Source organism: Kluyvera sp. 1366, from assembly GCF_054823405.1.
Map to the genome: position 1 here is coordinate 366,522 of NZ_JBTRDW010000004.1, position 19,741 is coordinate 386,262.

At 55.2% G+C, this 19,741-nt stretch carries 19 protein-coding genes; 7 read left to right on the forward strand and 12 right to left on the reverse strand.

Annotated features, from left to right (window positions below; all coding sequences use genetic code 11):
* Positions 1-11: 11 nt before the first annotated feature.
* Positions 12-1,877: a 1-deoxy-D-xylulose-5-phosphate synthase gene (dxs, locus tag ACVLVH_RS11100; RefSeq protein WP_101762438.1), complete on the forward strand. Its 1,866-nt coding sequence runs from the start codon at positions 12-14 to the stop codon at positions 1,875-1,877.
* 91 nt (positions 1,878-1,968) lie between these two features.
* A complete protein-coding gene (locus tag ACVLVH_RS11105) occupies positions 1,969-2,943 on the forward strand; it encodes an aldo/keto reductase (RefSeq protein ID WP_192414018.1) in 975 nt (324 codons plus the stop codon).
* A gap of 166 nt (positions 2,944-3,109) precedes the next feature.
* On the opposite strand, the gene thiL is transcribed toward ACVLVH_RS11105, so the two are convergent.
* The 5 genes from thiL to nrdR all read right to left on the reverse strand — a co-directional run bounded on the left by thiL (position 3,110) and on the right by nrdR (position 6,690).
* Positions 3,110-4,087 carry a thiamine-phosphate kinase gene (gene thiL / locus ACVLVH_RS11110; protein ID WP_101762440.1) on the reverse strand — a complete coding sequence of 326 codons (978 nt, stop codon included), beginning with the start codon at positions 4,085-4,087 and terminating at the stop codon, positions 3,110-3,112.
* 46 nt (positions 4,088-4,133) lie between these two features.
* Complete coding sequence (gene nusB / locus ACVLVH_RS11115; RefSeq protein ID WP_007887007.1) at positions 4,134-4,553, reverse strand: transcription antitermination factor NusB; 420 nt, start codon at positions 4,551-4,553, stop codon at positions 4,134-4,136.
* A gap of 19 nt (positions 4,554-4,572) precedes the next feature.
* On the reverse strand, positions 4,573-5,043 hold the full coding sequence (gene ribH / locus ACVLVH_RS11120) for a 6,7-dimethyl-8-ribityllumazine synthase (protein WP_007887008.1): 471 nt from the start codon (positions 5,041-5,043) through the stop codon (positions 4,573-4,575).
* Positions 5,044-5,133: 90 nt separating this feature from the next.
* On the reverse strand, positions 5,134-6,237 hold the full coding sequence (gene ribD / locus ACVLVH_RS11125; protein ID WP_192414017.1) for a bifunctional diaminohydroxyphosphoribosylaminopyrimidine deaminase/5-amino-6-(5-phosphoribosylamino)uracil reductase RibD: 1,104 nt from the start codon (positions 6,235-6,237) through the stop codon (positions 5,134-5,136).
* A 3-nt stretch (positions 6,238-6,240) separates the two neighbouring features.
* On the reverse strand, positions 6,241-6,690 hold the full coding sequence (gene nrdR, locus ACVLVH_RS11130) for a transcriptional regulator NrdR (protein ID WP_008103978.1): 450 nt from the start codon (positions 6,688-6,690) through the stop codon (positions 6,241-6,243).
* 205 nt (positions 6,691-6,895) lie between these two features.
* Between nrdR and lysM the strand changes: the two genes are divergently transcribed.
* On the forward strand, positions 6,896-7,336 hold the full coding sequence (lysM, locus tag ACVLVH_RS11135) for a peptidoglycan-binding protein LysM (RefSeq protein WP_101762442.1): 441 nt from the start codon (positions 6,896-6,898) through the stop codon (positions 7,334-7,336).
* A gap of 14 nt (positions 7,337-7,350) precedes the next feature.
* Complete coding sequence (locus tag ACVLVH_RS11140; RefSeq protein ID WP_192414014.1) at positions 7,351-7,911, forward strand: SadB/YajI family lipoprotein; 561 nt, start codon at positions 7,351-7,353, stop codon at positions 7,909-7,911.
* A gap of 58 nt (positions 7,912-7,969) precedes the next feature.
* On the opposite strand, the gene secF is transcribed toward ACVLVH_RS11140, so the two are convergent.
* The 5 genes from secF to queA are packed head-to-tail and all read right to left on the reverse strand — an operon-like array spanning position 7,970 to position 13,408.
* Positions 7,970-8,938, reverse strand: coding sequence for a protein translocase subunit SecF (gene secF / locus ACVLVH_RS11145; protein WP_101762444.1), 969 nt, complete (start codon positions 8,936-8,938; stop codon positions 7,970-7,972).
* Between the two features lie 10 nt (positions 8,939-8,948).
* The gene (gene secD, locus ACVLVH_RS11150) at positions 8,949-10,796 is read right to left on the reverse strand and encodes a protein translocase subunit SecD (protein WP_101762445.1); all 1,848 of its coding nucleotides are present in this window, start codon (positions 10,794-10,796) and stop codon (positions 8,949-8,951) included.
* Positions 10,797-10,821: 25 nt separating this feature from the next.
* Entirely contained in the window at positions 10,822-11,154 is a 333-nt protein-coding gene (gene yajC, locus ACVLVH_RS11155) for a preprotein translocase subunit YajC (RefSeq protein WP_498949401.1), read from the reverse strand.
* A 24-nt stretch (positions 11,155-11,178) separates the two neighbouring features.
* Positions 11,179-12,303: a tRNA guanosine(34) transglycosylase Tgt gene (gene tgt, locus ACVLVH_RS11160; RefSeq protein WP_061717469.1), complete on the reverse strand. Its 1,125-nt coding sequence runs from the start codon at positions 12,301-12,303 to the stop codon at positions 11,179-11,181.
* 34 nt (positions 12,304-12,337) lie between these two features.
* Positions 12,338-13,408, reverse strand: coding sequence for a tRNA preQ1(34) S-adenosylmethionine ribosyltransferase-isomerase QueA (queA, locus tag ACVLVH_RS11165; protein ID WP_210081249.1), 1,071 nt, complete (start codon positions 13,406-13,408; stop codon positions 12,338-12,340).
* 183 nt (positions 13,409-13,591) lie between these two features.
* Between queA and ACVLVH_RS11170 the strand changes: the two genes are divergently transcribed.
* The 3 genes from ACVLVH_RS11170 (at position 13,592) to ACVLVH_RS11180 (ending at position 16,516) form a co-directional block, all read left to right on the forward strand.
* Complete coding sequence (locus ACVLVH_RS11170; protein WP_101762447.1) at positions 13,592-14,173, forward strand: ACP phosphodiesterase; 582 nt, start codon at positions 13,592-13,594, stop codon at positions 14,171-14,173.
* 92 nt (positions 14,174-14,265) lie between these two features.
* The gene (locus ACVLVH_RS11175) at positions 14,266-15,516 is read left to right on the forward strand and encodes a mechanosensitive ion channel family protein (protein ID WP_192236718.1); all 1,251 of its coding nucleotides are present in this window, start codon (positions 14,266-14,268) and stop codon (positions 15,514-15,516) included.
* A gap of 190 nt (positions 15,517-15,706) precedes the next feature.
* Positions 15,707-16,516 (forward strand): inositol monophosphatase family protein, encoded by an 810-nt coding sequence (locus tag ACVLVH_RS11180; RefSeq protein ID WP_101762449.1) that lies wholly within the window; start codon positions 15,707-15,709, stop codon positions 16,514-16,516.
* A gap of 334 nt (positions 16,517-16,850) precedes the next feature.
* Here the strand turns inward: ACVLVH_RS11180 and proY are convergent, their stop codons facing one another.
* Both proY and brnQ read right to left on the reverse strand, forming a co-directional pair.
* Positions 16,851-18,206 (reverse strand): proline-specific permease ProY, encoded by a 1,356-nt coding sequence (proY, locus tag ACVLVH_RS11185; protein ID WP_101762450.1) that lies wholly within the window; start codon positions 18,204-18,206, stop codon positions 16,851-16,853.
* 67 nt (positions 18,207-18,273) lie between these two features.
* Positions 18,274-19,593: a branched-chain amino acid transport system II carrier protein gene (gene brnQ / locus ACVLVH_RS11190; RefSeq protein ID WP_498949403.1), complete on the reverse strand. Its 1,320-nt coding sequence runs from the start codon at positions 19,591-19,593 to the stop codon at positions 18,274-18,276.
* Positions 19,594-19,741: the final 148 nt, after the last annotated feature.

Genomic DNA, 19,741 nt, shown 5'->3' on the forward strand with positions numbered 1-19,741 from the left:
ATGAGTCTCTGATGAGTTTTGATATTGCAAAATACCCGACACTGGCGTTAGCCAACACGGTTCAGGAATTACGTTTATTACCGAAAGAAAAACTTCCGGAGCTGTGTGACGAACTGCGTCAGTATCTGCTGGATAGCGTGAGCCGATCTTCCGGCCACTTTGCATCGGGTCTGGGCGTCGTCGAGCTAACAGTGGCGCTGCATTATGTTTATAACACCCCCTTTGATCATCTGGTGTGGGACGTGGGACATCAGGCCTATCCGCACAAAATTCTGACCGGACGCCGCGATCGTATCGGCACCATCCGCCAGAAAAATGGCCTGCATCCGTTCCCGTGGCGCGGTGAGAGTGAGTACGACGTGCTGAGCGTAGGTCACTCCTCCACCTCGATCAGCGCCGGGCTTGGCATGGCGGTTGCCGCCGAACGTGAAGGCAAAGGCCGCCGCACCGCCTGTATTATTGGCGATGGCGCGATCACCGCCGGCATGGCGTTTGAAGCCATGAACCACGCCGGTGACATCAAGCCGGATATGCTGGTGATCCTCAACGACAACGAGATGTCGATCTCCGAAAACGTGGGCGCACTCAACAATCGTCTGGCACAGATTCTCTCCGGGAAAACCTATTCACGCCTGCGCGAAGGCGGCAAGCGTGTATTGGGCGGTTTGCCGCCGATCAAAGAGCTGGTGAAGCGCACAGAAGAGCACCTGAAAGGCATGGTGGTGCCGGGTACGCTGTTTGAAGAGCTGGGCTTTAACTACATCGGCCCGGTAGATGGTCACGACGTGCTGACGCTGGTGAGCACGCTGAAGAACATGCGCGATCTGAAAGGTCCGCAGTTCCTGCACATCATGACCAAAAAGGGCAAAGGTTATGCCCCGGCGGAAGAAGATCCGATTACCTGGCATGCGGTACCGAAGTTCGATCCCGCCAGCCTGGCGCTGCCGAAAAGCGTGCCGGGCTTACCAAGCTACTCGAAGATTTTCGGCAACTGGCTGAGCGAAATGGCGGCTGACGATCCGCGCCTGATGGCGGTCACGCCAGCGATGCGCGAAGGCTCGGGCATGGTGAGCTACTCACGCGACTATCCGCAGCAATATTTTGATGTGGCGATTGCCGAGCAGCACGCGGTAACGTTCGCGGCGGGTATGGCGATTGGTGGTTACAAACCGGTTGTGGCGATCTACTCGACCTTCCTGCAGCGCGCCTACGATCAGCTGATCCACGATGTCGCCATCCAGAAATTGCCGGTGCTGTTTGCTATCGATCGCGGCGGCATTGTCGGCGCGGACGGTCAAACTCATCAGGGCGCATTTGATATCGCGTTCTTACGCTGCGTGCCAGAGATGGTGATCATGACGCCAAGCGATGAAAACGAATGTCGTCTGATGCTTTATACCGGATATCACTATCAGGATGGCCCGAGTGCGGTGCGTTACCCGCGCGGTACCGGTACCGGCGCAACGCTGGAACCGCTGGCGAGCTTGCCGCTGGGCAAAGGTATCGTGAAGCGTCGCGGCGAAAAGCTGGCGATCCTTAATTTCGGTACTTTGCTGCCAGAAGCCGCTGCCGCTGCGGAAGCGCTGAATGCCACGCTGGTGGATATGCGTTTTGTGAAGCCACTCGATGAAGCACTGATTGCCGAGCTGGCGGCCAGCCACGATTCGCTGGTTACGCTGGAAGAAGGCGCCATCAAAGGCGGCGCCGGCAGCGGTGTCAACGAGTACGTGATGGCAAAACGCCTGCGCGTACCAGTGCTCAACCTCGGCCTGCCGGATGAGTTCATCCCACAAGGCACGCAGGAAGAAGTACGTCAGGATTATCAGCTGGATGCCGCCGGTATTCAGCAGCAAATCACTGACTGGCTCGCCCAGTAATCTGCCCGACTCGCTCACCGCCCGGTGAGCGAGCCTGCTGCTATGCTTAGGGAACGATTTCCCTCAAGCATAAGAGCAGGAGCCCAAATAGATGAAAACCATTCCCCTAGGCCAAACCGACTTACAGGTTTCACGTCTCTGTTTAGGCTGCATGACTTACGGCGATCCCACGCGCGGCAATCACGCGTGGACGCTGCCTGAAGAGAGCAGCCGACCGTTGATCAAGCAGGCGCTGGAAGCCGGCATCAACTTCTTCGATACCGCTAACAGCTATTCCGATGGCAGCAGCGAAGAGATTGTGGGCCGGGCGCTGAAAGATTTTGCCCGCCGCGATCAGGTTGTGGTCGCCACCAAGGTCTATTTTCCGCTGAGTAATCTGTCACAAGGCTTGTCGCGCCAGAATATCTTGCAATCGATTGATGACAGCCTGACGCGCCTTGGTATGGAGTATGTCGATCTGCTGCAGATTCACCGCTGGGATTACGCCACGCCGATTGAAGAGACGCTGGAAGCGCTGCATGAAGTGGTGAAATCCGGCAAGGCGCGTTACATCGGCGCATCATCAATGCACGCATCGCAGTTTGCTCAGGCGCTGGAGCTGCAAAAGCAAAATAACTGGGCACGCTTTGTCAGCATGCAGGATCAGTACAACCTGATTCAGCGTGAGGAAGAGAATGACATGCATCCGCTGTGTCAGCGCGAAGGCATCGCGGTGTTGCCGTGGAGCCCGCTGGCGCGCGGTAAACTCACGCGTCCATGGGGCGAAACCACCGCACGTTCGGTATCAGATAATGTGATGGAGAAGCTGTATACCGGCACCGAAGAGAACGATGCGGCAATTGCTGAGCGTCTGGCTAACGTAGCCGCCGACAAAGGCGTGACGCGCGCGCAGGTGGCGCTGGCGTGGCTATTACATAAACCGGCGGTCACCGCGCCGATCATTGGCGCTTCGCGCGAGCAACAGTTCGCCGAGTTGGTGAAAGCAGTGGATGTTGAATTGAGTGAGAATGAGATTGCCGAGCTGGAAACGGTATATCAACCGCATCCGATGGTGGGGTTTGAGTAAGGTAGACCATTCCCCTCACCCCAGCCCTCTCCCGCAAGCGGGCGAGGGAGCAGTATCTGCAGTACCCACCTAATCGTTCCTTCTCCCACTTGTTGGAGCAGAACGAGCAGTCCCTACCTAATTGTCCCCTCTCCCACTTGTGGGAGAGGGTTAGGGTGAGGGCAATTTACTTCGCGCCGAAGTGATCAAACCCTTTCACATCTACACTGCGCGGCTTGCCGTTCTCCAGCAAACTCAGCCCTTCCGATTCGGGTGCAATCTGCCCAATACAGGTATAAGGCACACCAAAATGGCCGAGCGCCACGTCAATCGCGCCACGGTTCACTTCTGGCACGGTAAAGCACAGCTCGTAATCTTCGCCGCCGCTCAACGCCCATTTCAGCACCAGTTCAGGCTCGAAGTGATCGCGCAGGGCCGCTGAAAGCGGTAACGCGTCGAGATTGATGCGAGCGCCAACGCGGCTGGCGGTCAGCACATGGCCGAGATCGGAAATCAGGCCATCAGAGATATCGATCGCCGAGGTTGCCAGACCGCGCAGCGCCTGGCCTTGCAGCACGCGCGGCATTGGACGCAGATGGCGTTTGATCAACGCTTCGTGCACCGCCGGATCGTTCAGGCGATGGCGATGCTGCAGCAGCGATAAACCGGCCGCGCTGTCACCCAGGGTGCCGGTGACGAAAATCCAGTCGCCTGGCTTCGCGCCCGAACGTTTCAGCGCCCTTCCCACTGGCACTAAACCGTGAATGCCGAGCGTCATGCTCAGCGGTCCGCGCGTGGTATCGCCACCAATCAGCTGCATATCGTAATAATCCAGCAGCTCAAACAGGCTGTCGCTAAAGGCCGCCACCCACGGTTCATCAATTTCAGGCAGCGTTAATGCCAGCGTCAGCCAGGCCGGATCGGCGCCCATGGCGGCTAAATCGCTGAGATTAACGGCGACGGCTTTGTAGCCGAGATCGGCGGGATGGATATCACGTAAGAAGTGGACGCCTGCAACCAGCGTGTCGGTGCTGATGGCAAGTGTCTGTTTTTCTGGCACGTTAAGTAACGCGCAGTCGTCACCAATTCCTTTCTCCACATCGCGGCGGGAGCTGGTGACGCGGTTAAAGTAACGTGCAATCAGTTCGAATTCACCACAAGACATAAGTCAGGTCTCAATGAGAAAAAGGCCGGATAACCGGCCTTTAACGCTATTTTTTGTTTGGTCGAATTTGCGGGGCAGCTTTGTCGAGCACACCGTTGACGAATTTGTGGCTGTCTTCAGCACCAAACACTTTTGCCAACTCGATGCCTTCGTTGATGGCCACTTTATAAGGCACATCAGAACGCTTGCTCAGCTCATACAGCGAAATACGCAGGATGGCTTTTTCTACCTGGCCCAGCTCTTCCAGCTGACGCGACAGGTAAGGCTTCATCAGACCGTCCAGGTACGCGCTGTTAGTCGCCACACCGGCCAGCAATTCGCGGAAATAGCTAATATCGACGTCTTTGACGTCTTGTTCCGCCAGAAACTGGTATTCCACATCGGCAATGTCGTTCTTAGACAGCTGCCAGGAGTAAAGCGCCTGGACAGCGCACTCACGGGCGCGACGACGAGCAGCAGGTTTCACAAAATTCCCCTTACAAAAATCAGGCTTTGATGGCTTTCAATACGTTGATCATTTCGAGTGCAGTCAGGGCCGCTTCGGCACCTTTATTACCTGCTTTCGTGCCGGCGCGTTCAATCGCCTGCTCGATATTTTCAGTGGTCAACACGCCGAAGGTCACCGGGATTTCGCTGGTCATCGCGACGTGCGCAATGCCCGAGCTGGCTTCACCGGCCACATATTCGAAATGTGCGGTGCCGCCACGGATGACAGTGCCCAACGCAACAATGGCGTCGTGCTTACCGGCTTTCGCCAGTGCGCGTGCTGCCAGCGGCAGTTCGTATGCACCTGGAACCCAGACAACGGTGATGTTATCTGCTTTCACCTGGCCGATGCGCTTAAGTGCGTCAATCGCGCCGTCCAGCAGGCTGTCATTAATGAAGTTGTTAAAACGCGCAATTACGATGGCAATGTTTGCATCAGGCGTGGCAACAGGAGCTTCGATAACTTTCATACATATCCTTTGGGTTGTTTTATGGCCCCGCAGAAGGGGGCGGATTCTATCATACTCTTTGGCGACGCGCTCAGGCTTTTCCGCGCGCTTTCAGCGCGGCGTCAGCGTCAGGCGCAGGTCCTCGCCAACCAGGCGCACATCGCTAAAATTCAGGGCCGGCGCATCGGCCAGCTGTTCCAGTCCGGGCAGCGTGCACAGGCCGCGTGCGGCATTCCCTAACAGCTTTGGCGCCATGTAAACAATCAGCTCATCCACCAGGCCCGCTTGCAGCAAAGCACCCGCTAATCCGGCACCCGCTTCCACCCACACGCTGTTGATCTGGCGCTGGCCGAGCAACATCATCATCGCGACCAAATCAAGCTGTTCACCACGCTGGGGCACCGCAATCTGGGTCACGCTGGCAGGCCACGCGTGTTGATCGGGCTCGCTGCGCATCAGCCAGGTTTCGCCTGGCTGGTCAATCAGTCGGTGCTGCGGCGTGACGCGCTGTTGGCTATCAATCACCACGCGCACCGGCTGGCGCAGCTGGCTTTCTTCGAGCTGCGCACGCACCTCTTCATTCAATTCACTCCAGCGTACCGTGAGCGACGGATTGTCCGCCAACACCGTGGCGCTGGTGCTAAGAATAGCTGAACTCTGGGCGCGTAAACGTTGCACATCGCGCCTTGCGGCCGCGGAGGTGATCCACTGACTTTCGCCACTCGCCATGGCGGTGCGGCCATCAAGGGATGCGCCGAGCTTCAGCTGGATCCACGGGAATCCGGTCCGCATACGTTTGAGAAAACCCCGGTTCAGCGCTTCCGCTTCGTTCATCATCAGGCCATGACTGACGTCGATGCCCGCCTGCTGTAAACGGTAGAGTCCACGTCCTGCCACCTGCGGATTGGGATCCTGCATCGCGGCGACCACGCGCGTCACGCCTGCGGCAATCAGCGCATCGCAGCACGGCGGCGTGCGTCCATGGTGGCTACAAGGTTCCAGCGTGACATACGCGGTTGCGCCAGCAGCTCGTTCGCCCGCCATACGCAGCGCATGCACTTCGGCATGCGGTTCGCCGGCGCGCTGATGCCAGCCTTCGCCGACAATCTCGCCCTCGCGCACAATCACGCAGCCGACGTTGGGGTTAGGTGTGGTGGTAAAGCGTCCGCGCCGCGCCAGTTCCAGCGCGCGCGCCATATAGCGTTCGTCAGTCATGGATTAGTCCTGTAGACGGGCGATCTCTTCACCAAAATCGCGAATATCTTCGAAGCTGCGATAGACCGAGGCAAAGCGAATGTAGGCCACTTTATCGAGCTTTTTCAGCTCATCCATCACCAGATTGCCGATCAGTGCGCTTGGCACTTCGCGTTCACCGGTGGCACGCAGCTGAGTTTTAATATGATTGACCGCGCTTTCAACCGCATCGGCGCTGACGGGGCGTTTTTCCAGCGCCTTAATCATGCCGCTGCTGAGCTTGTCTTCATTGAAGGGTTCACGCACATCGTTGCTTTTTACCACGCGCGGCATCACCAACTCTGCCACTTCAAAGGTGGTAAAACGCTCATGACACACCAGACACTGACGACGGCGACGCACCGACGATCCTTCACTAACCAGACGAGAATCAATCACTTTGGTGTCCACAGCGGAGCAGAATGGGCAATGCATGAGGCTTCCTGATGCGAGATAAATAGGCCACACAGTGTAGCGCGATCGCGCCACAAAATGTATGTGTGTGGCACATAATGTGTGAATCCCCGTTTGTGACGTTAAGCCAAATGCAAGACATCACCTACATGACCTCAGGCAAAAAACCACTACGCTTAAAGAGCCGCCAGCAAGGCGGCCAACATCATAAAAATCTGGAGGATGTATGGGTCTGTTTGATTTCGTGAAAGATGCTGGAGAAAAACTGTGGGATGCCGTCAGTGGCGGCGGCGACGATGCCAGCAAGAAATTGCAGGATCACATCAACAAACTCGGTTTGCCCGACAGCGATAAGGTCAAGGTGGATGTCAAAGGCGATACCGTTACTGTGACTGGTGATGGCATCTCTCAGGAGTTAAAAGAGAAGATTCTGGTGGCCGCCGGTAACGTCGCGGGCATCACCAAGGTGGATGACAAGGTCACCGCCAGCGATGCCGCTACGCCCGCGAAATTCTATACCGTGAAAAAAGGCGATACCTTGAGTGCGGTATCGAAAGAGGTCTACGGAAATCCTAATGAATACAACAAGATTTTCGAAGCGAACAAGCCAATGCTGACGCATCCTGATAAGATCTACCCTGGCCAGGTTTTACGAATTCCCGAATAAAGAAAGGACATTGCATGACGATCAGGACGTTTTGGGCTCCGGCAGCACTCTCTTTGCTGGTTCTCAGTGGTTGCAGTTCAACGCCGGTTTCACCGCAGGTCAAAGATTTGCATCAGGAGGTGAGTCAGCTTAATCAGCAGATGCGCAAGCTGACCAATCAGGCAGCGGCGCTGGAGATTCAGGGACAGCTGAACAGCCAATCCACCCAGGGCGCGTGGCTGTTGCCGCAAGCCAATACGCCGGTGGAGTTACAGACGCAGCTAGGTAAATTGCGTTTGTCACTCTCGCAGGTGGCGGGTGAAGCCAGCGGCAGTCGCGCCAATCTGAATATCCGCTCGACCGATGACCAGCCGGTTCCGGCACTGCGCGCGACCGTGGTATGGGGCGAAATGGATCCGGCCAGCGGCAAACCGCTTAACGCGGGCAGCCTGAGCCAGACCATCGAGGTTCCTGCACAGTTAATGCCGCGCAGTTCCGTTAGCGTACCGCTGCGACTCAGCGGGTTAACCCCGGAGCAACTCGGCTACGTGCGCGTGCACGAGGTTGAGCCTCCAGCGGCGAAAACCACGCCCTGATCGACAGGCATAAAAAAACGGGCTGCCAATGGCAGCCCGTTTACTTTCTGACTCCGCGTTACGGCAGAATCGAAGGCTGATCTGCGCCCTCTTTTTCCACTTTCTGTACCAGCATATGTTCACGCTTCATGCCGAGTTTCAGCGCCAGCGCTGAAGAGACATAAATCGATGAAATGGTACCAATGGTGACACCGATCAGCATGGTCAGTGAGAAACCTTTCAGCAACGCACCACCAAACACGAACAGGATCATGATCATCGCCAGCGTGGTGATGGAGGTGATCAAGGTACGGCTCAGCGTCTGGGTCAGCGACACGTTAGTGATGTCGTAAGAAGAACCGCGGCGGATCTTGCGGAAGTTCTCACGAATACGGTCGGATACCACGATCTTATCGTTAAGCGAGTAACCAATGACCGACATCAATGAAGCGACAATCGTCAGGTCGATTTCGACGTGCGCCAGCGACAAAATGCCACAGGTGATGATCACATCGTGCGCCAGCGCCAGTACGGTGCCGAGCGCTAAACGCCACTCAAAGCGGAAGCCGATGTAGATCAAAATCGCAATCAGCGCTGACAGCAGCGCCATCGCACCGGCCTGCGCCAGATCGCTACCCACGCTTGGGCCAACGAACTCGATACGTTTCACGGTAGCGTTCTGCTGCGTGGTCTGGCTAATGGAAGCCAGCACTTTATTGCCCAGTTCGGTGCCGGCATTGCCGGTGGCCGGAGGCATACGCACCATCACATCACGGCTGCTACCAAAGTTCTGCACCAGCGGCTCTTCAAAGCCCGCTTTCACCAAACCTTCACGCAGCGCGTCGAGATCCGCTGGTTTTTCCAGGTTAATCTCAATCACCGTTCCGCCGGTAAAGTCGAGGCCCCAGTTGAAGCCTCGCACACCGACAATGACGATAGATGCCACAATCAGCAGACCGGAGATGATGAAAGCCAGCTTATCCCAGCGCATAAAGTCGACGACTTTACGCCCGTGGTTTAGCTGCTCAATACTATATTCCTGTGCCACAACGCACTCCTCAGATAGACAGCTTGTTGATGCGTTTGCCGCCGTACACCAGGTTAACGATGGCACGGGTGCCGACGATAGCGGTAAACATTGAGGTTGCGATACCGATAGCCGTAGTAATCGCAAAGCCTTTGATTGAACCGGTACCGACCGCATAAAGAATGATCACTTTGATAAGCGTAGTGACGTTGGCATCGACGATACTGGAGAAGGCGCCTTTATAGCCTTCATGAATCGCCTGCTGTACCGAGCGTCCGTTACGCAACTCTTCTTTAATACGTTCGTTAATCAACACGTTAGCATCGACCGCAACCGCCAGCGTCAGCACGATACCGGCAATACCCGGCATGGTGAGCGTCGCGCCTGGCAGCAGTGACATGATGCCGACAATCAGCACCAGGTTACACAGCAGCGCGCTGGTAGCGATGAGACCAAACTTCTTGTAGAACACCACCATGAACAGGATCGACGCAATCAAACCCCACAGGCAGGCTTCGAGGCCTTGTGTGATGTTCTGCTGACCCATGGTTGGGCCGATAGTACGCTCTTCTACAATCTGGATTGGGGCAATCAACGCACCTGCACGCAGCAGCAGCGACAGCTGACGTGCTTCGTTTGCATTATTGATACCGGTGATACGGAAGCTGTTACCGAGGCGCGACTGGATGTTCGCCACGTTAATCACCTCTTCCTGTTTCACCAGAATCGACCGGCCGTTGGCATCTTTCTTACCGCTGTCTTTGTACTCCACAAACAGGGTCGCCATCGGCTTACCGATGTTGTCCTTGGTGAAGTTGGACATCATGTTGCCGCCCGCGCCATCCAGTGAAATGTTCACCTGCGGCTGGTTGTACTCATCCATGCTCGACGTGGAATCAGTGATGTGATCACCGGTCAGAATCACACGCTTGTACAGCACCACTGGCTGCCCGTCGCGGGTTTTCTTCACTTCCGAATCGCCGGGCACACGGCCGCTGGCCGCTGCGGTTGGATCGACACTGGTGTTCACCAGACGGAATTCCAGCGTGGCGGTAGCGCCCAGAATCTCTTTGGCGCGCGCGGTGTCCTGGATACCCGGCAGTTCCACCACGATGCGGTCAGAACCCTGACGCTGCACCAGCGGTTCGGCAACGCCGAGCTGGTTCACACGGTTACGCAGAATGGTGATGTTTTGCTGCACCGCATATTCACGCGCTTCGCTCAGGCGCGCATCGCTCATCACCGCACGCAGCGCATCGCTGCCCTGGCTTGAGATCACCAGATCGCGATGGCGAGTAGACAAGTAGCTGATTGCCGCATCACGGCTGGCGCCGTCACGGAAACGCACTTCTACGCCATAGTTCGCGATTTTATTAACGGTGGTATACGGAATGCTTTTGTCGCGCAGATCGCTGCGCAGGCTGTCGGCGTTCTGCTCTTGCAGTTTGCCCAGAGCCGTATCCATATCCACTTCCATCAGGAAGTGAACGCCGCCGCGCAGATCAAGACCGAGTTTCATCGGTTCCGCGGACAGCATGCTCAGCCAGCGAGGCGTTGCCGGCGCAAGGTTGAGGGCCACAATGTAGTCTTCGCCCAGCGCGCTGGTGAGTGCATCACGCGCGCGCAGCTGTCCATCCTGCGTTGCAAAGCGGGCCAGAATGGCACCATTTTCCAGAGCGAGGGATTTGCTCTCGATATTGTCTTGTTTTAATACGGTCTGGATCTGATCCAACGTTTGCTCACTGGCGGCGCCACCGCGCGCACCAGTGATCTGAACGGCCGGATCCTCACCATAAAGGTTAGGAAGCGCATAGAGCAGGCCGACGAGAATCACGACGACCAGCATGATGTACTTCCACAAAGGATAACGGTTTAACACGGCAGTTCCCTTCGGGAAGAAAAAATTACAGCGCCTTCAAAGTACCTTTCGGCAGAACGGCGGCCACGAAATCACGTTTAACAACTACTTCAGTGGTGTCGTTCAGGGCAATAGAAACATAGCCAGTTTCTGCCACTTTGGTCACACGGCCAACTAAACCACCGCTGGTCAGCACTTCATCACCTTTAGAGATGGAATCCATCAGTTTCTTGTGATCTTTAGTACGCTTCTGCTGTGGACGCAGAATCATGAAGTAGAAGATCAGACCAAAGACCACCAGCATGATCACCAGAGAATACGGACTTCCCTGAGACGGTGAGCCTGCTGCGGCTACGGCGTCAGAAATGAAAAAGCTCATTAAATTTCCCTCATTGATGAATTATCAGACGTTCAGCGGAGGAACCGCCTTCCCCGTCCGTTGGTAGAACTCGCTAACAAAGTGCTCTAATTTACCCTCTTCGATAGCCTTACGTAAACCGGCCATCAAACGCTGGTAATAGCGCAGATTGTGAATGGTATTCAGGCGTGCGCCCAGTATTTCGTTACAGCGATCAAGATGATGCAAGTAGGCGCGGCTATAATTGCGACAGGTGTAACAATCACACTCTGCATCCAGCGTTGCGGTGTCATCTTTATACCGGGCATTACGAATTTTCACCACGCCATCGGTAACAAACAGATGACCATTGCGCGCATTGCGCGTTGGCATAACGCAGTCAAACATATCGATACCGCGGCGAACGCCTTCCACCAGATCTTCTGGCTTGCCGACGCCCATCAAATAACGCGGTTTGTCTTGCGGAATTTGCGGACAGACGTGCTCCAGGATTCGGTGCATGTCCTCTTTAGGTTCACCCACCGCCAGGCCGCCCACAGCGTACCCATCAAAGCCAATCTCTACCAGACCTTTAACCGAGACATCTCGTAAATCTTCGTAAACACCGCCCTGAATAATGCCGAATAATGCATTTTTATTGCCGAGTGAATCGAAGCGATCGCGGCTGCGTTGTGCCCAGCGCAACGACATCTCCATCGAACGTTTGGCGTAATCCCAATCCGCCGGATACGGCGTACATTCGTCGAAGATCATCACCACGTCAGAACCGAGATCGAACTGAATCTCCATCGACTTTTCCGGATCGAGGAAAATCGGATCGCCGTTGATCGGGTTACGGAAGTGCACGCCCGCTTCGGTGATCTTACGGATATCGCCAAGGCTGAACACCTGGAAGCCGCCGGAATCGGTAAGGATCGGTCCTTGCCAGTTCATGAAATCGTGCAGGTCGCCGTGCAGTTTCATGATCTCCTGACCTGGGCGCAGCCACAGGTGGAAGGTGTTGCCGAGCAGGATTTGCGCGCCGGTCTCTTTCACTTCCTCCGGCGTCATGCCTTTCACCGTGCCGTAAGTGCCCACGGGCATAAATGCTGGGGTTTCAACAACGCCACGATCAAAGACCAGACGGCCACGGCGCGCGCGCCCGTCGGTAGTATCTAATTCAAATTTCACATTAACCTCTGATCAGAGAAACAGTCTGATTCAATTATGCGCCGACGCTTTCGTCAGGCGCTTGTGGATTACGGGTGATGTACATCGCATCCCCGTAGCTAAAGAAACGGTACTGCTCTGCCACCGCGCTGTGATAAGCCGCCATGGTGTGCTGATAACCAGCAAAGGCCGAAACCAGCATAATCAGGGTCGATTCCGGCAGATGGAAGTTGGTGATCAGCGCATCGATCACCTGATAGTGATAGCCGGGATAGATGAAAATCTGTGTGTCATCGAAGAAGGGTGCAATCAGCGCATCCTGGCTGGCCTTCGCGGCGCTCTCCAGCGAACGTACTGAGGTGGTGCCCACGGCGACCACTTTGTTGCCGCGTGCTTTACACGCCAGCACCGCATCCACCACATCCTGCGGCACTTCCGCGTATTCGGCATGCATGATGTGATCCTCGATGGTTTCAACGCGCACCGGCTGGAAAGTCCCGGCACCGACGTGCAGCGTGACAAACGCCATCTCGACGCCTTTAGCTTTCAGCGCTTCCAGCAGCGGCTCGTCAAAGTGCAAACCGGCGGTCGGTGCGGCGACGGCGCCGGGACGCACGCCGTACACGGTCTGGTACAGCTCACGGTCAGCATCTTCATCCGGACGATCAATATACGGCGGCAGCGGCATATGGCCGACGCTGTTGAGAATATCCAGCACCGCGCGATCGTCTTCGAAGGCGATCTCAAACAGTGTGTCATGGCGCGCCACCATCGTGGCTTTGACACTTTCGTCATCGCCCAGCAGCAGCGCTGCGCCCGGCTTGGGCGCTTTGGAGGCGCGCACGTGCGCCAGCACGCGCTTATCGTCCAGCATGCGCTCAACCAGCATCTCGATTTTGCCGCCGCTGGCTTTACGCCCAAAGACGCGCGCCGGAATCACGCGGGTGTTGTTGAACACCAGCAGATCGCCCGGATTGAGCTTATCCATCACGTCTGTAAATACGCCGTGGCTTAACGCGCCGCTTGGACCATCCAGCGACAGCAAGCGGCAACCGCTTCGCTGCGCCTGCGGATAGTGGGCGATTAAGGATTCTGGCAACTCAAAGGTAAAATCGGCTACGCGCATGCTTCACTTCTTCAGGACTTAAAATCAGGCGGCATAGTCTAGCGGAAAAGCGGCAAATTCTGAACAACTGGCTGCGCTTCTGTGATTCTGCGAATACACAAAATAATTCGAGGTGCAGGCAGGCGGCAAACGAGAGTAGCTCACGCACCTGTAACTTGAAGTATGACGTGTATATAATGCGCCATGAACTTTCTCGCTCACCTTCACCTGGCGCAGCTGGCTAACAGCTCTCTGCTGGGCAATCTCATGGCCGATTTCGTGCGCGGCAACGTGCAATCACAATGGCCTGCGCCGGTGGTGGATGGCATTGCCATGCATCGTCGCCTCGACGTCCTGACCGATAACCTGCCCGAAGTGCGGATTGCGCGTGCGCTATTTCGTCCGGAAACGCGCCGCGTGGCCCCCATCACGCTGGACGTGATTTGGGACCACTTCCTCGCGCTGCACTGGGATAAATTCCACCCAACGCAGTCGCTGGTGGCATTTACCGCGGCGGCTGAACAAAACATCGTGCCGCAACTGGCGGGCACGCCGGAAGGTTTCATTGAGCTGAACGCAGTGATGTGGCGCGAACGCTGGTTTGAGCACTATGCCGAACCAACGCGGCTGGCACGCGTGCTCAACGGCATGGCGCATCGCCGTCCGCGCTTAGCCGCGCTGCGCGACTCCTATCAGGATTTTGTTGATCACTACGAGCAACTTGAGCCGCTGTTCTTCCAGTTTTATCCGCGCTTAATGGCCGCCGCGCGCGCGCAGGAATTGTAATATTAGGTAATTCAAGACCCGTCTGTTGGACGGGAAATTTCCCATCACCTACCCTGCGTGACCTTAATCTTCGTCACACTCAGGGAAATCTCATGCAGCATCTTATTGCCAACCGGCTCGCAGAAGCCGGTCTTAGCTACACGCACATCCTGGCATTGGGGATAGTGATTGCCATTATCTTTGCCATCTCACTGCTTACTCACGCCATTCTGCACCGCGCTATCTTGCCGCTGCTGCGTCGATACACCGAGAAAAGTAGCCGTCAGTGGCCAAAAGCGCTGATTAACAGTCGCCTGTTTAGCCGCAGCGTCTGGCTGATGCAAGGTGTGCTATTCAAATTACAGACTGAACTCTTCCTGCACGACAGTGCTCAGATCTATGCAGCGCTGCTGATTTTCGCCCAGCTGTGGATGATGATCTTCGCCCTGCTGATGTTGTTCTCCTTGCTGGATTTACTGCAGCAGCTCAGCGCGAACAGCATGCTGGCACAGCAATTACCGCTGCGCGGTATTATCCAGAGCGTGAAATTGATCGCCGCCATTTTAATGGTAATCATGATTATTTCGCTGCTGTTGGGTAAATCGCCCGGCGTATTGATCACCGGTCTCGGTGCCATGACCGCGGTGCTGATGCTGGTATTTAAAGATCCAATTCTGGGTCTGGTGGCCGGTATTCAGTTGGCGGCCAATAATATGCTGAAAATGAATGACTGGCTGGAAATGCCGAAATATGGCGCGGACGGTGCGGTCATCGATATTTCTTTAACCACGGTAAAAGTGCGCAACTGGGATAACACCATTGTTACCATTCCCGCTTACGCCTTAATTTCCGACTCCTTTAAAAACTGGCGCGGTATGTCGGAATCCGGTGGGCGTCGCATTAAGCGCAGCATTCATATTGATACCACCAGTATTGGCTTCCTTGATGATGCCATGATGCAGCAGCTGAAAAGTGCGCATCTGCTGGCACCGTATCTGGATAGCAAAAGCGAAGAAGTGGCCGCATGGAATGCGCAACTGGGCTGTGATTTAGATTCGCCACTCAACGGTCGCCGCCTGACGAATATCGGTACCTTCCGCGTCTGGCTGCAGAGCTGGCTGGAGCAGCATCCGCGTATTCATCAGGAGATGACGTTAATGGTGCGGCAGTTAGCGCCAGGTGAAAACGGTTTGCCGCTGGAAGTGTATGTGTTCACCAACACCACGGTGTGGAAAGAGTACGAGAATATTCAAGCGGATATCTTTGACCATATTTACGCGGTGCTACCTACTTTTGGTCTGCGCGTCCATCAATCGCCAACCGGTAATGACATGCGTCAAATTGGCGTAAGAACCCGCCATTAAGGCTTCATCCCGTATTACCCGCCAGTAAGAAGAAAAATTTCACTGGCGGGCTTTTCCCCCTCTTGTCACGCGCAGCCATCTGCGGCTTAATGAAGCCTTTCTTAACTTTTGTTAACTTCGTCACACAGCCAATACGCCATTTTTGGCGTCTGTTGTTGCTTCGCCAGCCTGAAAATCATAAGAGGGAAAGATGTCATCAGCTTCGCTTACCGAACTCGACGCACGTTATCATTTCGCCTGTGATGTTGCCAAAACCGCCGCCAGCCGGGCTCTATCCTGGTATCAGCAACGTCATCAATTAGTGGTTGAGCATAAGAAAGATCTGCAGGATGTGGTCAGCGAAGCCGATCGCAACGTTGAGGCCTTGGTCAAGCATCTGATCCACGAACGCTTTCCTGACGATGCGGTGTTGGGTGAAGAGAGCGGCGGCAATACTGCTGGCGCACGCTTTATCTGGGTGCTCGATCCGATTGATGGCACCAGCAGCTTTCTTAACGGCTTGCACAACTGGTGCGTATCGCTGGCGATCGTTTGTGAAAACGAAGCGGTGATTGGTGTGGTGTGCGATCCCAATCATCATGAAACCTTTCACGCCTGCCGCGGCAAAGGTGCATGGGTTAATGATAAGCGCATCCAGGCGCACAGCGCGCAGCAGCTTGATCAGGGATTGCTTGGTCTGAGCAGCTCCAACAGCCAACCGATTGAACCGCTGACCACTTTTATCAGCGCATTACTGGCGCAGGGCGGCATGTTTATCCGCAATGGCTCGGGGGCGTTGATGAGCGCATGGGCGGCGGCCGGTCGCTTAATTGGTTACTACGAAGCGCATATGAATCCGTGGGATGGCTTGCCGGGCATTGTGCTGATGCGCGAAGCGGGCGGCATTACCAACGATTATCTGGCTAATCACGGCTTGCAGAACGGCAATCCGGTGCTGCTGGCTAATGCGGTGATTTATCCGCAGCTGAAAGCGCTGCTGCCTGGGCATTTATCGTTATAATTTCCGTAATCGGTTAAGTTCGTTAATTTATGCGAACTTAACCTTCATGCAAAATTACTTAAGCGCGCTGTAAGTAATATTCTATTCCGAAGTGAGAATTTTCTCTTTTTTTCTTAAACATCCCGGCATCAATAAAAATACGATATGCTGCGCAAGTCAAACATCCCTTAGTAATACTTATTTTCTCCTTTTTTGTTGTTCTTTTTCGGCGCCAGGATGCGCCGAGATATTTTTCGGCATTTTATTATTTCGGGATGGCGTGATTATTTTTTAATATTATTTTTAATCGTCATCGATAAAAAAGGTCGCCATCAATGGCGACCTTACAATATCATCAGCTTTTACGCTTTTTCACTAGCGGCCACGCCAGTAATAGCAGCGCAATCCACGCAAAACCAACGTACAGCGACACGCGCGTATCCGGGAAGTAACCAATCAGCCCAATAATGAAGGCCAGGAACAGCACGCCGAACCATGCGGTAGCGCTACCGCCCGGCATGGCAAAATCAAGCTTACCGGCTTGCTCTTTGCCAATCTTGCGGCGGAAGGCGATCTGCGACAGCAGAATCATGATCCACACCCAAACGGTAGCAAAGGTCGCCAGCGAGGCGATCACCAGGAAGACTTTCTCTGGCATCAGGTAGTTGAGATACACCGCAATCAGCATCGCCAGCATCATCACCAAAACGGTCACCCACGGAATTCCGCGATTCGAAACCTTCTGGAATACCTTCGGTGCGTGGCCCTGTTGCGCCATGCCGTGCAGCATACGCCCCACGCCAAACACATCGCTGTTAATCGCCGACAGCGACGCCGTCAGCACCACGAAGTTAAGAATTGATGCCGCCGCCGCAATACCCAAATGCTGGAAGGTCAGCACGAACGGACTGCCAGAAGTGCCCACCTGATTCCATGGATAAATCGACATGATGACGAACAGCGTACCAACGTAGAATACCAGAATACGCATCGGTACGGAGTTGATGGCGCGTGGAATCGAGGTCTTCGGATCTTCCGCTTCACCGGCAGTAATCCCGATAATCTCAATGCCGCCGTAGGCAAACATCACCATCTGCAGTGACAGCAGCATGCCGACAATGCCGTGCGCGAAGAAGCCGCCGTTGGTCCACAGATTGTGAATGCCGGTCGGCTGGCCGCCGTTGCCGATGCCCCAGAAAATCATGCCGAAGCCGGCGAGAATCATGATGATGATGGTGGCGACTTTGAAAAAGGAGAACCAGAACTCCACTTCGCCAAAGACTTTCACGCTCATCAGGTTGATGGCGCCGATAATCAGCACCACGCTCAGCACCCAAATCCAGTGCGGCACATCGGGGAACCACACGCCCATGTAGATACCAAAAGCCGTTACGTCGGCAATCGCCACAATCAGGATTTCAAAACAGTAGGTCCAGCCGGTGATGTATCCGGCCAGCGGGCCAAGATAATCCTGCGCATAGCGCGAGAATGAGCTGGCCTGCGGGTTGTTGACCGACATTTCCCCCAACGCACGCATGATGATGTACGCCACCGCACCGCCGATGATGTACGCCAGCAGCACGCTTGGACCCGCCATTTTGATGGCATCTGCCGAGCCGTAAAACAGCCCGGTGCCAATCGCCGATCCCAGCGCCATAAAGCGAATGTGGCGCGTGCTCAGTCCGCGTTTGAGCTTATTGGTTTCTTGCATAACACTCAGTACCTTGAAAATGAAAAACCACGGGCAAGCCCGTGGTTGGAATTAACAGCAATGTCGCTTACTGATGAACCGCGACCTGCTCACGTCCTTTTGCCCGATCAACTACCGCGGCAATCACCAGCATCGCCAGCGATGGCGGCAACCAGGAAAGTCCCTGATCGGCCAGCGGCAAATGCTGACTGAACAGCGGCAACACATATTTAAAGCTGGTGGTTTTGATGGCATCAACGATACCGAACAGCAGGCTTACCAGCATGGTCGGCGCGATAATACGCGAACTTTTGTTCCAGAACTTCAGCGTGAAGCTCAGCACCACCAGCACGATGCATGGCGGATAAATCGCCGTCAGCACCGGAATCGAAATCTGAATCAGATGGCTCAGACCGAGATTCGACACCACCATCGAGAACAGACCCAGAATAAATACCAGCGTTTTATACGACAGCGGAACATATTGCGCAAAGAATTCTGCACAGGCGCAGGTCAGGCCCACCGCCGTCACCATGCAGGCGACGAAGATCAGTGCCGCAAGGAAGAAGCTGCCCATGCCGCCGAAGGTCTGCTGCACGTAAGCATGCAGAATCTCAGCACCGTTCGCGCTTTGCGCCACCAATGCGCCGCTATCGTTACCGAGTTTGAACAGCGTCAGGTAAATCAGCGTCAAACCGATACCGGCGATGATGCCCGCCAGCATGGTGTAGCGCGTCAGCAGTTTGGCATCTTCAACACCGCGTGAGCGCGCCGCATTGACGATGACGATACCGAACACCAGCGCTCCCAGCGTATCCATGGTCAGATAACCATTAACGAAACCGCTGGAGAAGGCGGCACGCTGATACTCTTCGGTGCCCGGCGAAACGCCACCGGCCGGCCAGATCAGCACGGCAACGCCGAGCACAATCAGCGCCAGAATTTTCAGCGGAGCGAGGAAGTGGCCGACGGTATCCAGCAGTTTGCCCGGATACAGTGAGATGCCAATCACCAGCGCGAAGTAAATCAGGCTGTAAATGAACAGCGGCAGCGTGCCGTCGCCGGTCAGCGGTGCAATACCTACGGCAAAGGAAACGGTGGCGGTACGCGGCGTGGCAAACAGCGGGCCAACAGCCAGGTAACACACGGTCGCCAGCAGCAAGCCTGCGGCTTTACCAATCGGCGAGCTCAGCGCATCAATGCCACCGCCCACACGCGCCAGCGCGATGACGGTGATCACCGGTAAGCCAACAGCCGTAATCAGGAAGCCGAAAGCCGCAATCCAAACGTGTTCGCCAGACTGAATCCCCACCATCGGTGGGAAGATGATATTTCCTGCGCCAACGAACAGGGCAAACGTCATGAAGCCCAGCGCCAGGATATCCTTGGAGGTTAAACGATGTGTCATAAACTTCTGTACTGCCTGTAGCTGATGTTGCGGTGGAAGTTGAGTTCGTGTTGTCCTCTGGATGCGCTAAAACAAGGGCTTATCAGGCAAGACCAGCGTGTTATGCGGGACTAATCGTTAAAGCGCAGGTGATTTAATCTACTTTTCT